The organism is Pseudoxanthomonas koreensis (assembly GCF_010093225.1).
Lineage (GTDB): Bacteria > Pseudomonadota > Gammaproteobacteria > Xanthomonadales > Xanthomonadaceae > Pseudoxanthomonas > Pseudoxanthomonas koreensis.
Genome location: NZ_PDWM01000030.1, coordinates 1 through 13,094, shown reverse-complemented (window position 1 = coordinate 13,094; position 13,094 = coordinate 1). Strand labels below are relative to the sequence as shown.

General features: G+C 69.7%; 10 protein-coding genes. 3 read left to right on the top strand and 7 right to left on the bottom strand.

The features are described 5' to 3' along the window. Nucleotides 1-25: 25 nt before the first annotated feature. Together CSC64_RS09960 and CSC64_RS09955 are read right to left on the bottom strand one after the other, a co-directional pair. Complete coding sequence (locus tag CSC64_RS09960) at nt 26-460, bottom strand: c-type cytochrome (protein ID WP_162435172.1); 435 nt, start codon at nt 458-460, stop codon at nt 26-28. Between the two features lie 13 nt (nt 461-473). After that, nucleotides 474-932 (bottom strand): c-type cytochrome, encoded by a 459-nt coding sequence (locus CSC64_RS09955; protein WP_162435171.1) that lies wholly within the window; start codon nt 930-932, stop codon nt 474-476. A 273-nt stretch (nt 933-1,205) separates the two neighbouring features. Between CSC64_RS09955 and CSC64_RS09950 the strand changes: the two genes are divergently transcribed. Genes CSC64_RS09950 through CSC64_RS09940 form a run of 3 tightly spaced genes read left to right on the top strand, consistent with a single transcriptional unit; the run spans nt 1,206 to nt 8,882 of the window. Next, nucleotides 1,206-2,327, top strand: coding sequence for an efflux RND transporter periplasmic adaptor subunit (locus CSC64_RS09950; protein ID WP_162435170.1), 1,122 nt, complete (start codon nt 1,206-1,208; stop codon nt 2,325-2,327). Further along, nucleotides 2,327-5,791 carry an efflux RND transporter permease subunit gene (locus tag CSC64_RS09945; RefSeq protein ID WP_162435169.1) on the top strand — a complete coding sequence of 1,155 codons (3,465 nt, stop codon included), beginning with the start codon at nt 2,327-2,329 and terminating at the stop codon, nt 5,789-5,791. The genes CSC64_RS09950 and CSC64_RS09945 overlap by 1 nt, the downstream gene beginning before the upstream one ends. A gap of 4 nt (nt 5,792-5,795) precedes the next feature. Continuing rightward, nucleotides 5,796-8,882, top strand: a complete 3,087-nt coding sequence (locus CSC64_RS09940; protein ID WP_162435168.1) for an efflux RND transporter permease subunit — start codon at nt 5,796-5,798, stop codon at nt 8,880-8,882. A gap of 35 nt (nt 8,883-8,917) precedes the next feature. On the opposite strand, the gene CSC64_RS09935 is transcribed toward CSC64_RS09940, so the two are convergent. The 5 genes from CSC64_RS09935 to ykgO all read right to left on the bottom strand — a co-directional run bounded on the left by CSC64_RS09935 (nt 8,918) and on the right by ykgO (nt 12,933). Further along, the gene (locus CSC64_RS09935; RefSeq protein ID WP_162435167.1) at nt 8,918-10,156 is read right to left on the bottom strand and encodes a TraB/GumN family protein; all 1,239 of its coding nucleotides are present in this window, start codon (nt 10,154-10,156) and stop codon (nt 8,918-8,920) included. 11 nt (nt 10,157-10,167) lie between these two features. Continuing rightward, nucleotides 10,168-11,070: a carbon-nitrogen hydrolase gene (locus CSC64_RS09930; protein WP_162435166.1), complete on the bottom strand. Its 903-nt coding sequence runs from the start codon at nt 11,068-11,070 to the stop codon at nt 10,168-10,170. 130 nt (nt 11,071-11,200) lie between these two features. Then, complete coding sequence (locus tag CSC64_RS09925) at nt 11,201-12,232, bottom strand: agmatine deiminase family protein (protein WP_162435165.1); 1,032 nt, start codon at nt 12,230-12,232, stop codon at nt 11,201-11,203. An 18-nt stretch (nt 12,233-12,250) separates the two neighbouring features. Then, nucleotides 12,251-12,580 (bottom strand): hypothetical protein, encoded by a 330-nt coding sequence (locus tag CSC64_RS09920; RefSeq protein ID WP_162435164.1) that lies wholly within the window; start codon nt 12,578-12,580, stop codon nt 12,251-12,253. 227 nt (nt 12,581-12,807) lie between these two features. Beyond that, on the bottom strand, nt 12,808-12,933 hold the full coding sequence (gene ykgO, locus CSC64_RS09915; protein WP_005913193.1) for a type B 50S ribosomal protein L36: 126 nt from the start codon (nt 12,931-12,933) through the stop codon (nt 12,808-12,810). Nucleotides 12,934-13,094 lie beyond the last annotated feature (161 nt).

Genomic DNA, 13,094 nt, shown 5'->3' with positions numbered 1-13,094 from the left:
CCTGGAACGCACCGGCCGGGATGCTTTACTGCATGCCGTGCAGGTCGCGCAGCTGGGTCGGGCGCGAGGCGAAGAACGCCGCCAGGTCGGCGATGTCCTGGTCGCCCAGGTTGGCCGCCTGCGGCGTCATCAGCGCGTGCTGGCGCTCGCCCTTGCGGTACTGCTGCAGCGCGTGGGCCAGGTAGTCGGCGTACTGGCCGCCGAGCTTCGGATAGCTGGCGTCGATCGGCGCATTGCCGTCCGCGCCGTGGCAGTCGATGCAGCTCTGGCCGGTGGCCTTGCCCTTGGCGTTGGCCAGTTGCTCGCCGACCGCGATGCGGCCGTCCGGCAGGCCGGCCGAAGAACTCTTCTGGACGCCCTCGGCGTCGGCGTGGGAGCTGTCCTGCCCGGAGCAGGCCGCCAGGGCGAGGGCGGCGAAAAGGGCGATGGCGAGACGCTGAACGGTCACGGCTGTCGTCATGGGTGGCGGCTGCTTACTTGAGGGTGGACAGGAAGGTGGCGAGATCGGCGATGTCCTGGTCCGAGAAACTCTGGGCCTGGGCCTGCATGGTCGGGTGCTTGCGGTTGCCGTCGCGGTATTCGTGCAGGGCCTGGGACAGGTACTCGGCCGACTGGCCGCCGATCAGCGGCACCTTGAAGCTCGGATAGGCGTTCTTGTAGCCGGTCAGGCCGTGGCAGCCCTGGCAGGTGTAGGCCAGCTGGCGGCCGGCTTCGGGGTTGCCGGTCGGCGTGACGGCCGGAGCGGCGGCGGCGGGCGCAGCTTCCGGTACGGTCGGAGTCGCGGCTTCGGCAGCCGGCGCGATGGCGGCTTCGGCGGCCGGGGCCGGTGCGGCCACGGGCTCGGCCGGCGGCTGCGCCGCATCCTGGGCGATCGCGTTCAGGGAAAGGGCGGTGACCAGGGCAAGGCAGGCGGCTAGCGGCAGCGGGCGCATCATTCAGTGGTCCGGGGTCGGTCGCGATGGGTGGACGGCCGTGCCGGCCCGGGCAGGGCCGAATGGCAAGGCCTGTTGAGAGGCGGGCCGAAGTATAGCCTGCGCGTTCATGCGACCGGAACCTGCGCCGCCGCCAGCGGTCGAAGGGAGGGCCACCCGGCGCGCGGGATGCGGACCATTACCTCTGGCGCATGACTGCCCAGCTGTCCGGGTGATCTACTTGCATACAACACCTGATCACGCCGCCCGGCGCCCCACTACATGGATACCCTCATGGACCGTCGCTCCCCCGTCCTCCAGCGCGCCGGATTGCGCACCCTTGCCCTGGGATTGGCCCTGGCCGTCAGCCTGGGCGCATGCAAGGGCGGGAAAGAGGAGGCAGATTCGAAGGCCAAGGCGGGGCAGCAAGGCCCCGAGGCGACCCCGGTCGAGGTGGTCAAGGCGGTGCAGCGGCCGATCGCGGCCAGCTACACCGGTACCGCCGCGCTGGAACCGCGGGCCGAGTCGCAGGTGGTGGCCAAGACCTCCGGCGTGGCCCTGGCCGTGCTGGTCGAGGAAGGCCAGAAGGTCGAGGCCGGCCAGCCGCTGGTCCGCCTGGATCCCGACCGCGCCCGGCTGGCCCTGGCCCAGGCCGAGGCCCAGTTGCGCAAGCTCGAGAACAACTACCGCCGCGCCCAGCAGCTGGTCGCCCAGCAGCTGATCAGCGCCGGCGAAGTCGACCAGATGCGCTACGACCTGGAGAACGCCCGCGCCCAGCACCAGATGGCGAAGCTGGAGCTGTCCTACACCACGGTGGTGGCGCCGATCTCCGGCGTGATCGCCTCGCGCAGCATCAAGCCGGGCAACTTCGTCCAGATCAACTCGCCGATCTTCCGCATCGTCGACAGCAGCCGCCTGGAAGCCACGCTCAACGTGCCCGAGCGCGAGATCGCCAAGCTGCGCCCCGGGCAGCAGGTGAAGCTGGCCGCCGACGCGCTGCCAGGCCAGGAATTCACCGGCACCGTGGACCGCGTCGCGCCGGTGGTGGACACCGGCACCGGCACGTTCCGCGTGGTCGCCGCGTTCTCCGGCGACGATGCGCTGCAGCCGGGCATGTTCACCCGCCTGGGCATCAACTACGACCAGCGCGCCGATGCCCTGGTGGTGCCGCGCACCGCGCTGCTGGAAGACGGCGGCGAGCCGGCGGTGTACGTGGTCCGCGACGGCAAGGCCGCGCGCGTCGGCCTGAAGCTGGGCTACGACGACGCCGGCTGGGTCGAGGTGCGTGAAGGCCTCAAGTCCGGCGATGCGGTGGTCGTGGCCGGCAAGGCCGCGCTGCGCGAAGGCAGCGCGGTGCAGGTGCTGGGTGACGCGCCGCGCGCCGCCGCGCCGGTGGCCAAGGCGGCGACCGAGTGATGGGCGCGCCCGATTCCCACGGGCGCGGGGGCGGATTCGACCTGGTCGAGTTCTCCACGCGCCGACGCGTCACCATCGCGATGGCGACGCTGACCCTGGTGCTGTTCGGCCTGATCTCGCTGCAAAGCCTGAAGGTGGAACTGCTCCCGGACCTGAGCTATCCGACCCTGACCGTGCGCACCGACTACGAAGGCGCGGCGCCGGCGGAAGTGGAAACCCTGATCTCGCAGCCGGCCGAAGAGGCGCTGGGCGTGGTCAAGGGCCTGCGCAAGCTCAAGTCGATCTCGCGCACCGGCCAGAGCGACGTGGTGCTCGAGTTCGCCTGGGGCACGGACATGCAGCAGGCCGGCCTGGACGTGCGCGACAAGATGGAGACGCTGCAGCTGCCGCTGGATGCCAAGCCTCCGGTGATGCTGCGCTTCAATCCGTCGACCCAGCCGATCATGCGCCTGGCGCTGACCTCGAAGCAGGAGGAGGGCGGCGAGGCCGACGCGGTGCGCCGGCTGATGGAACTGCGCCGCTACGCCGACGAGGACCTCAAGCGCAAGCTCGAGCCGGTGACCGGCGTGGCCGCGGTGAAGGTCGGCGGCGGCCTGGAGGACGAGATCCAGGTCGACATCGACCAGCGCAAGCTGGCCGCGCTCGGCCTGTCGCTGGACAGCGTGATCCAGCGCTTGCAGCAGGAGAACGTCAACCTTTCCGGTGGTCGCCTGGAGGAGGGCACCCAGCGCTACCTGGTGCGCACGGTCAACCAGTTCGCCAACGTCGAGCAGATGCGCGAGATGCTGCTGACCACGGCGGGCGGCTCGGCCTCGACGGGCAGCGCCGGCGACAACCAGCAGCTGATGACCGCCATCCTCGGCAGCCGCGACCCCAACGTGATCGCCGCCCTGCGCGGCGATGGCGGCAGCGCCGGCACCTCGCCGGTGCGGCTGAAGGACGTGGCCGAGGTGCGCCAGGGCTACAAGGAGCGCGAAGCGGTGATCCGCGCCGGCGGCCGCGAGGCGGTGGAGCTGGCGATCTACAAGGAAGGCGATGCCAATACCGTCGCCACCGCCGATGCGCTGGAAGCCAAGCTGAAGGACATCCGCGAGAAGATGCCGGCGGACATCGAGATGACCCCGGTCGAGGACCAGTCGGTCTTCATCCGCCACGCCATCGCCGACGTCAAGCTGGACGCGGTGATCGGCGGCATGCTGTCGATCCTGATCATCTTCCTGTTCCTGCGCGACGGCTGGAGCACGTTCGTCATCTCGCTGTCGCTGCCGGTCTCGATCATCACCACGTTCTTCTTCATGGGCCAGCTGGGACTGAGCCTCAACGTGATGTCGCTGGGCGGCCTGGCCCTGGCCACCGGCCTGGTCGTGGACGATTCGATCGTGGTGCTGGAATCCATCGCCAAGGCGCGCGAACGCGGGCTTGGCATCCTGGAAGCGGCGATCGAAGGCACCCGGGAAGTGTTCATGGCGGTGGTCGCCTCGACCCTGACCACGATCGCGGTGTTCCTGCCGCTGGTGTTCGTGGAGGGCATCGCCGGGCAGCTGTTCCGCGACCAGGCGCTGACCGTGTCCATCGCCATCGCGGTGTCGCTGGTGGTGTCGATGACCCTGATCCCGATGCTGAGCTCGCTCAAGGGCCGTGCGCCGCTGGAGTTCCCGGAGGAACCGGCGCACGAAAGCTGGCAGCCGGAACGGCGCTGGCAGAAGCCGGTCGCAGCCACCGGCCGCGGCATCGGCGCGATGTTCCGCTACGGCTTCCTTGCCGTAGCCTGGGCGGTGGTGCGCCTGTTCCGCGGTATCGCCGCGGTGGTCGGCCCGGTGATGCGCAAGGCCAGCGACCTGGCGATGGCGCCCTACGGCCGCGCCGAGGCCTCCTACCTGCGGATGCTGCCGCGCGCCCTGGCCCGGCCGTGGCCGGTGCTGGGCGGCGCGGCGCTGGCCTTCGTCCTGACCCTGGCCGCGATTCCGCTGCTGGGCATGGACCTGATCCCTCAGCTGGCCCAGGACCGCTTCGAGATGACCGCCAAGCTGCCGCCCGGCACGCCGCTTGCGCAGACCGATGCGCTGGTCCGCGACGTGCAGCGCCAGCACGCCGGAGAGGAAGGCGTGCGCCTGCTGTACGGCGTGTCCGGCACCGGGACGCGGCTGGACGCCAGCCCTACCGAAAGCGGCGAGAACATCGGCAAGCTGACCGTGGTGATGGAGGACGCCAGGCGCGAGGCCGCGCTGATGGAATCGCTGCGCGCCACGCTGAAGGACCATCCCTCCGCGCAGGTCGATTTCGCCCGTCCGGAACTGCTGGCGCTGTCCCCGCCGCTGGAAATCGAGATCGAGGGCAACGACCTGGAGGCGATCCGCGTGGCCGGCACGCGCCTGGCCGGGATGCTGCGCCAGAACCCGCACTACGCCGACGTGAAGTCGACGGTGGAGCAGGGCTTCCCCGAGATCCAGATCGTGTTCGACCAGGACCGCGCTGCGGCACTGGGCCTGACCACGCGCCAGATCGCCGATGCGGTGGTCAACAAGGTGCGCGGGAATGTGGCGACCCGCTACAGCTTCCGCGACCGCAAGATCGACGTGCTGGTGCGGGTGCGCGAGTCCGAGCGCTCCTCGGTGGACGACATCCGCCGCCTGATCGTCAACCCGACCGGCGCGACCCCGGTGGAGCTGGGATCGGTGGCCCAGGTGGTCTCGACCACCGGCCCCAGCGAGATCCACCGTACCGACCAGCGCCGCGTGGCCATTGTTTCCGCCAACCTGCGCGACATAGACCTGGGCGCCGCGATCGTCGAGGTGCAGAAGATGGCGGCCGAGAACCCGCTGGGCACCGATGTCGGCATGCGCATCGGCGGCCAGGGCGAGGAACTGGGCGAGTCGATCCGCTCGCTGCTGTTCGCCTTCGGCCTGGCGATCTTCCTCGTCTACCTGGTGATGGCCTCGCAGTTCGAGTCGCTGCTGCACCCGTTCGTGATCCTGTTCACCATCCCGCTGGCGATGGTCGGCGCGGTCGCGGCGCTGCTGTTGTCGCGCTCGCCGGTGTCGGTGGTGGTGTTCATCGGCCTGATCCTGCTGGTCGGCCTGGTGGTGAAGAACGCGATCATCCTGATCGACAAGGTCAACCAGCTGCGCGAGCAGGGCGTGGCCAAGCGCGAGGCGCTGGTCGAGGGCGCGCGGTCGCGCCTGCGCCCGATCATGATGACCACCCTGTGTGCGGTGTTCGGCTTCCTGCCGCTGGCGCTGGCCTTCGGCGAGGGTGCCGAGGTGCGTTCGCCGATGGCGATCACCGTGATCGGCGGCCTGCTGGTCTCGACCCTGCTGACCCTGCTGGTGATCCCGCTGGTCTACGACCTGCTGGACCGCAAGCCGGACGGTTACTACGCCCAGCGCGGACAGCGTGCGCGCCGCGGCATGGCCGCCGTGGTGTCCGGGCAGACCCTGGCGGCCGGCGACGAGGCGGGGGGCTGAGCCGATGGGCATCACCGAGCTGTCGATCCGCCGCCCGGTCACCACGATCATGCTGTTCGTGTCGATGGTGGCGATCGGCCTGATCGCCTCCTTCCGGCTGCCGCTGGAGGCCGAGCCCGAAGCGACCATCCCGTTCTTCTTCGTGGCCCTGCCGTACGCCGGCTCGACCCCGGAGGAGGTCGAGCGCAACCTGCTGCGGCCGGTCGAGGAAGCGCTGTCGACGATGCCGGGCATCCGCACGATGAACTCGCGGGCCAATGCCGAGGGCGCACAGATCCAGGTCGAGTTCAGCGACTGGGACCGCGACATCGCCATCGCCGCGTCCGAGGCGCGCGAGCGCATCGACGCGGTCCGCGACCAGTTGCCGGACGACTTCCGCCGCTACTACGTGCAGCGCTGGAGCACCTCCGACCGCGAGGCGATGAGCCTGCGCCTGAGCAGCGCGCAGGACCTCACCCGGAGCGCCGACCTGATCGAGCGCGGCATCAAGCAGCGCCTGGAGCGCCTGCCGGGCGTGGCCCGGGTCGAGGTCTATGGCGTGGCCCAGCAGGAAGTGCTGGTGGCGCTGGACAAGGACCGGCTGAGCGCGCACGGGGTGGCGCTGAACGACCTGGTGCAGCGGCTGCAGGCGGCCAACTTCGCCGTCTCCGCCGGCCAGATCACCGAGGACGGCCGGCGCCTGCGCGTGCAGCCGAAGGGCGAGCTGCAGGAGCTGCAGGCACTGCGCGACCTGCCGGTGAACGCGCGCGGCACCCGGCTGTCCGACATCGCCCAGGTGTCGCTGCAGCCGCAGCGCATGAACTACGTGCGGCGCATGGACGGCATGCCCAGCGTCGGCGTGGACATCTACAAGGAACGTTCGGCCAACCTGGTCGACCTGTCGCGCTCGGTGCGCGCCGAGATCGAGCGGCTGGAGGACGATCCTTCCATGCGCGGCGTCGACATCGAGATCGCCGATGACCAGGGCGAGGCGGTGACCAGCTCGCTGCTGGCGCTGGCCGAGGCCGGCGCGATCGGCCTGCTGCTGTCGGTGATCGTGCTGTACGCGTTCCTGCGCCACTGGCCCTCCACGCTGATGGTGAGCGCGGCGATCCCGATCTGCTTCATCATGACACTGGGTTTCATGTACTTCGCCGGCATCTCGCTGAACATCATCTCGATGATGGGACTGCTGCTGGCGGTGGGCATGCTGGTGGACAATGCCGTGGTGGTGGTGGAGAGCATCTACCAGGAGCGCGAGAAGTTCCCGCACGACCCCGAGCGGGCCTCGATCGTCGGCACCCGCAACGTGGCCATCGCCCTGTCCGCCGGCACCCTGTGCCACTGCGTGGTGTTCCTGCCGATGCTGTTCGGCGAGAAGAACATCATCAGCATCTACCTGGGGCAGCTGGCGGTGACCATTTCGGTTTCGCTGCTGGCGTCGTGGCTGGTGGCGGTGAGCCTGATCCCGATGCTGTCGGCGCGGATGAAGACCCCGCCGGCGGTGAAGTCGCCTGCGATCACCAGGCTGCAGGAGCGCTACGCCCGCGTGCTGCGCTGGACCCTGCTGCACCGCGGCTGGAGCGTGGCCGGCATCCTGCTGATCTCGGCGGCGAGCGTGTGGCCGATGATGCACACCCAGGGCGGTGGCGACGACAGCGATCCGAGCGAGATCAACATCTTCTACCAGTGGCGCGGCGCCTACTCCAAGGAGGAGATGGGCAAGGAAGTGGCGCGGGTGGAGGAATTCGTCAACGCGCGTCGCGAGGAGTTCCGCGTGGAGCGCGTCTACAGCCGCTACAGCGAGCAGGGCTGGGCGCAGACCCGCCTGTTCCTCGAGATCGACGACCGCGAGACCAGCAAGCAGATCGAGGAGAAGGTGCGCGAAGGCCTGCCGAAGTCTGCGCGCGCCAGGATCGGCATCGGCTGGCCCGGCGGGATGGGCAGCGAGGGGCAGGGCATCCGCTTCAGCCTGGTGGGCGACTCGACCGAGACCCTCAAGGAGCTGTCCGACGCCGTCGTGGCGCTGCTGGGGAACAATCCGAACCTGCGTGACGTGCGCGTGGACACCGGTGACGCCAACACCGAACTTTCGGTGCAGGTGGATCGCGAGCGCGCCGCAGCCTATGGCTTCAGCGCCGCGCAGGTGGCCCAGTTCGTCGGCATGGCCCTGCGCGGGTCCTCGCTGCGCGACTTCCACCGCGACGACGTCGAGATCCCGGTCAACGTGCGCTTCGCCGGCTCGGAGGACTACGGCATCGAGGACCTGTCCACCTTCATGGTGCGCGCGGCCGACGGCACCGAGGTGCCGCTGCTGGCCATGGTCGACGTGGGCGTCAACCCGGCGGCCACCTCGATCCAGCGCCTGAACCGGCAGACGATGCTGCGGGTGGAAGCAGGCATCGCGCCCGACGTGCCGGTGGAGCAGGCGCGCAAGGCGATCGAGGAGGCGCTGGACGGCATGCAGTTCCCGCCGGGCTACAGCTACACCTTCGCCGGCGGCGGCTTCAACATCAACTTCGACGGCATGGACCAGATGGTGACCAGCATTGCCATCGCCCTGGTGCTGATGTTCGTGATCATGGCCGCGGTGTTCGAGTCGCTGCTGTTCCCAGGCGCGATCATGTCCTGCGTGCTGTTCTCGATCTTCGGCGTGTACTGGCTGTTCTGGATCACCGGGACCGAAATGAACATCATGGCGGTGATCGGCATCCTGGTGCTGATGGGCGTGGTGGTGAACAACGGCATCGTCATGATCGAGCACATCAACAACCTGCGCCGGCGCGGGATGGGCCGGACCGATGCGCTGGTGGAAGGCAGCCGCGAGCGCCTGCGCCCGATCCTGATGACCATGGGCACCGCGATCCTGGCAATGGTGCCGATCGCGCTGAACACCCATACCGCCGACGGCATGCCGCCATACCACCCGATGGCGCGCGCCATCGCCGGTGGCCTGGCGTTCTCCACCGGGGTCAGCCTGCTGTTCCTGCCGACGATCTACGCGATCCTGGACGATCTGCGCACGGGCACGGCGCGACTGGTGCGGCGCGCCCGCGGCCAGCGCGGCGAAGCACCCGGGGCGGCCACCGTGACCGCGCTGCACATGGAGTGAGCCTTGCCGTGGAGCGGGGCTTGCCCCGCTCCACGTCAGCCGAACAGCGTCCCCAGCATCTTCAGCCCGCCGGTCCACACGCCGATCGCGGTGCCCAGGCTGGTCAGGAAGAAGTTCAGCAGGATCCTGGCCACGCCATTGCGCCACCAGCCCTTCACCGTCTGCACGTCGTCGCGCAGGGCCATGAAGTCGCCGTAGGTGGGCCGGCGCAGGGTCGCTTCGACCACGGCGCTGATCGTGCCGGAGGCCAGCGCCGGGTGCAGCGGGGTGAGCGGCGAGGCGACGAAGGCGGCAAGGATGCTGAGCGGATGCCCGCCGGCGATCGCGCAACCCAGCGCGCCGAGCAGTCCGGTGGCCAGCACCCACTGCACGACCAGGCCGGTGCCCACGTCCAGCCCGCCCTGCCAGAAGCCCCAGGCGAAACCACCGATCACGAACACCGCCAGGCCCAGGGTGAACCAGGGGAAGCTCTTCTTCTCCTTCACCGATTCCAGGTCCGAACGCACGGCGTCTGCGGGCGCGGTGTCCTCGCGCAGGTGCCGCGCCAGGCCCGGCAGGTGGCCGGCGCCGACCACCGCCAGCACGTCGCGCGCGCCGCTGCCGGCGAGGTCGCGCAGGTTGGCGGCCATGTAGCGGTCGCGCTCGGCGATCACGCTTTCGTACAGCGCCGGGCTGTGCGCGGCGAACTCGCCGAAGCTCGATTCGAGCATGTCGCCGCCCTTGAGCTTCTCGATGTCGTCCTCGCCGATCTCCTCGTCGTCGATCATCGCCACCAGGATGCCGGCGCCGGTCCGGGCCCGGCCCCACCAGCCCAGCTTCTGCATCGCGCGGCGGAAGGTGAGGCCGACCTCGCGGTCGATCAGGTGGAAGGGCAGGTCGCGCGCGCGCGCTTCCTGCACCGCGGCCTTGAGTTCGGCGCCGGGCTCCACGCCCAGCTGCTCGGCCAGCCGGCGCTGGTAGGCGGCCAAGGCCAGGTTGGCGGCGAACAGGTGCGTCTTGCCTTCGCGCAGCACCTTGATGATGTCCAGCCGCGCCAGTGCCTCCGGGTCGGTCAGCGACTGCAGCCGGCCGGGGTCGAGCTCGACCGCCACGGCGTCGTAGGCGCCGCTGTCGATCGCCGCGCGCACCGCGTCGATGCTGGCCTGGGAGACGTGCGCGGTGCCGAGCAGGGTGTAGCGCACGCCATCGCGCTCGACCACCTGGAGCGGCTGGCCGTGCAACGGGTCGGCGGTCGTCGGCGCGGCGCTTGCGCCCGCGTTCGGTTCGTTGGTCATGCAGCGCAGTCCTAGTCGATGTAGCGCTTGAGCAGGTCGCCGTAGGCGTCGATCCGGCGGTCGCGCAGGAACGGCCAGATCCGGCGCACGTGCTCGCTGCGCTGCAGGTCGACCTCGCACACCAGCACGGTCGACTCGCCGCCGGCTTCGGCGATGAACTCGCCCTGCGGGCCGAGCACGTGGCTGTTGCCCCAGAAGCGGATACCCGATGCCCCGACGTGCTTGTCGGAAGCAAGCGGCGAGGGCTCGTGGCCGACGCGGTTGCACGACAGCACCGGCAGGCCGTTGGCCACCGCATGGCCGCGGTGGCTCAACACCCAGGCATCGCGCTGGCGCGCCTGTTCGTCGGCATCGTCATCCGGATCCCAGCCGATCGCGGTGGGGTAGAGCAGCAGTTCGGCACCGGCCAGCGCCATCAGCCGCGCCGCTTCCGGATACCACTGGTCCCAGCACACCAGCACGCCGAGGCGGCCGACCGAGGTGTCGACCGGGGTGAAGCCAAGGTCGCCGGGCGTGAAGTAGAACTTCTCGTAGAAGCCCGGATCGTCCGGGATGTGCATCTTGCGGTACTTGCCCAGCAGGCTGCCGTCCTTCTCCAGGACGACCGCGGTGTTGTGGTACAGGCCTGCAGCACGGCGCTCGAACAGCGAACCGACGATGACCACGCCATGCTTCTTCGCCAGCGCACCCAGGCGCGCGGTGCTGGGCCCGGGAATCGGTTCGGCCAGGTCGAATTCGGCCACCGACTCGTGCTGGCAGAAATAGGCGCCGTTATGCAGTTCCTGCAGCAGGACCAGCTGCGCGCCCTGCGCGGCCGCTTCGGCCACGCGCGATTCGATCACGGCCAGGTTGGCATCGGCGTCGCCGTGGTTGCGTTCCTGCACGAGGGCGACGGTAAGGGTCTTGCGGCTCATCGTGGCGACTTCCGGAATGGAATGCGGATGGTAACTGCTTGTTGCCGCACCGGACCTGAAAACCACGGCGCCGCGCAGCGCCCATGCTGCAAGGCGGATCGTCCCGTCATTCCCGCCGGGATGACGGGGGTCAGCCTCCCAAGCCTTCCGGGATCTGCATGGTGATGCAGTGCAGGCTGCCGTTCTGCCAGATCAGCGGGCGGCAGAGCACCTGCACGATCTCGCGGCCCGGGAACGCCTCCGCCAATACCGCTGCGGCGCGCGCGTCGGCCGCGTCGCCATAGGCGGGCATCAGCACCGCGCCATTGAGGACCAGGAAGTTGGCGTAGGACGCGGCCAGTCGCCGGCCCTCGTCGAGCACCGGCGCGGCCCACGGCAAGGGGAACAGCCGATACGGGCGGCCGTCGGCCGTGCGCAGCGCGGCGATCTCCGCGGCCATCGCCTGCAGTTCTCCGTAGTGGCTGTCGGACGGATCGTCGCAGGCCTGGAACACGATCGCGTCGCCGGGTGCGAAGCGGGCGAGCGTGTCGATGTGGGCGTCGGTGTCGTCGCCTTCCAGGTAGCCGTGGTCCAGCCACAGCACGCGATCCTGCGCCAGCCAATCGCGCAGCCGGGCATCCAGTTCGGCACGGCTGGCATCCGGATGGCGCTCGTGCAGGCAGTGCCAGGTGGTGAGCAGGGTGCCGGCGCCGTCGGTCTCGATGCCGCCGCCTTCCAGGGCGAAATCGATCCGCTGCCGTGGCGCATCGCCGAACAGGCCCTGCGCGGCCAGCGTCTCCACCAGGCGGTCATCCCTCCCGGCCTCGAACTTGCCGCCCCAGGCGGTGAAGCGGAAGTCGAGCACCCTGAAGCCGTCGCCGTCGCGCAGCGTGATCGGCCCGGAGTCGCGCAGCCAGGTGTCGTCGTAATCGAACGGGACGAAGCGCACCTTCGCCATGTCGATCCGGTTCGAGCTCAGGCGTGCCTCGGCGTAGGCCTCGACGTCGTCGTCGGCCACGCAGATCCACGCCTCCTGGAAGCGGGTGATGGCCGCGACCAGGGCGATGTAGGTCTCCTCGACTTCGCCCAGGCGCGCAGCCCAGTCGGTGCCGGCGTGCGGCCAGGCGATCAGGATCGCGGACTGGGGTTCCCACTCCGCGGGGAAGCGCAGGTTGTCGGTCATTCCGGACGAATGCTCACATCAACGGATCGGCGGCTTCGGGCCGACCTCCTCCGCATCGGCCTTGTGCGCGACCACGTCGATCACCTTGTTCTTCTCGAAGTACACGGTGAACTGCGGGTAGACCCAGCGGTTGATCGTCGGCCACTGGCTCTTCTGGCCGCCACGCGGGTCGAGCTTTTCCTGCGGGGCGCCGAAGCGGGCCTCGACCTCGGCCATGCTCAGGCCGCGGGCGGGGGTGGCCACGGCCGGCTTCTGCGCGGCGCGGTCGACCAGCAGGGGGTCGGCATGGGCCGTGCCGCACATGGCGAGCAGGGCCAGCAGGAGCAGGGAGTTGGGACGGTGCTTCATCGCGTGGATCTCCCCGTGAGAATGGCGGCGGCAGGCGGCTTCGTGGCCTGGCTGCCGATTCTAAGCAGAAGCGGGCCGGCGGATGTGCGGCAGGCGTCAACATCCCGGGCGCGGCGGCGGGGCGACAGCATCCCGTGCCGGCCAGCCGGCCCCGGAAACGCGGAAGGCCGCATCGCTGCGGCCTTCGCGTCGATCCGCGGCGGCCTTGCGGCCACCTGCCGGCCAGCTCAGCGCTGGCGGGCCTTGAAGCGCGGATTGGACTTGCAGATCACGAAGACCTTGCCACGACGGCGGACCACCTTGCAGTCGCGGTGACGGGTCTTCGCCGACTTCAGGGAGGACAGGACTTTCATGACACACCTCGGAGGACGACGGAAGGGAGCCCGGGACCGGTATGGACAAGGGCTGGCAGTAAGCCCGCCATTCTATCCGGCTTTCCTCTGCCCTTTCAAGCGTTTGCGGAACGGCGCCCGGCGCGGGTGGGGCGGGGCGGCTACAATCCGCTCCCCGCACC

Coding starts and splice junctions, on each gene's coding strand:
- CSC64_RS09960 (WP_162435172.1), bottom strand. CDS start 460: ATGACGACAGCCGTGACCGTTCAGCGTCTCGCCATCGCCCTTTTCGCC.
- CSC64_RS09955 (WP_162435171.1), bottom strand. CDS start 932: ATGCGCCCGCTGCCGCTAGCCGCCTGCCTTGCCCTGGTCACCGCCCTT.
- CSC64_RS09950 (WP_162435170.1), top strand. CDS start 1,206: ATGGACCGTCGCTCCCCCGTCCTCCAGCGCGCCGGATTGCGCACCCTT.
- CSC64_RS09945 (WP_162435169.1), top strand. CDS start 2,327: ATGGGCGCGCCCGATTCCCACGGGCGCGGGGGCGGATTCGACCTGGTC.
- CSC64_RS09940 (WP_162435168.1), top strand. CDS start 5,796: ATGGGCATCACCGAGCTGTCGATCCGCCGCCCGGTCACCACGATCATG.
- CSC64_RS09935 (WP_162435167.1), bottom strand. CDS start 10,156: ATGACCAACGAACCGAACGCGGGCGCAAGCGCCGCGCCGACGACCGCC.
- CSC64_RS09930 (WP_162435166.1), bottom strand. CDS start 11,070: ATGAGCCGCAAGACCCTTACCGTCGCCCTCGTGCAGGAACGCAACCAC.
- CSC64_RS09925 (WP_162435165.1), bottom strand. CDS start 12,232: ATGACCGACAACCTGCGCTTCCCCGCGGAGTGGGAACCCCAGTCCGCG.
- CSC64_RS09920 (WP_162435164.1), bottom strand. CDS start 12,580: ATGAAGCACCGTCCCAACTCCCTGCTCCTGCTGGCCCTGCTCGCCATG.
- ykgO (WP_005913193.1), bottom strand. CDS start 12,933: ATGAAAGTCCTGTCCTCCCTGAAGTCGGCGAAGACCCGTCACCGCGAC.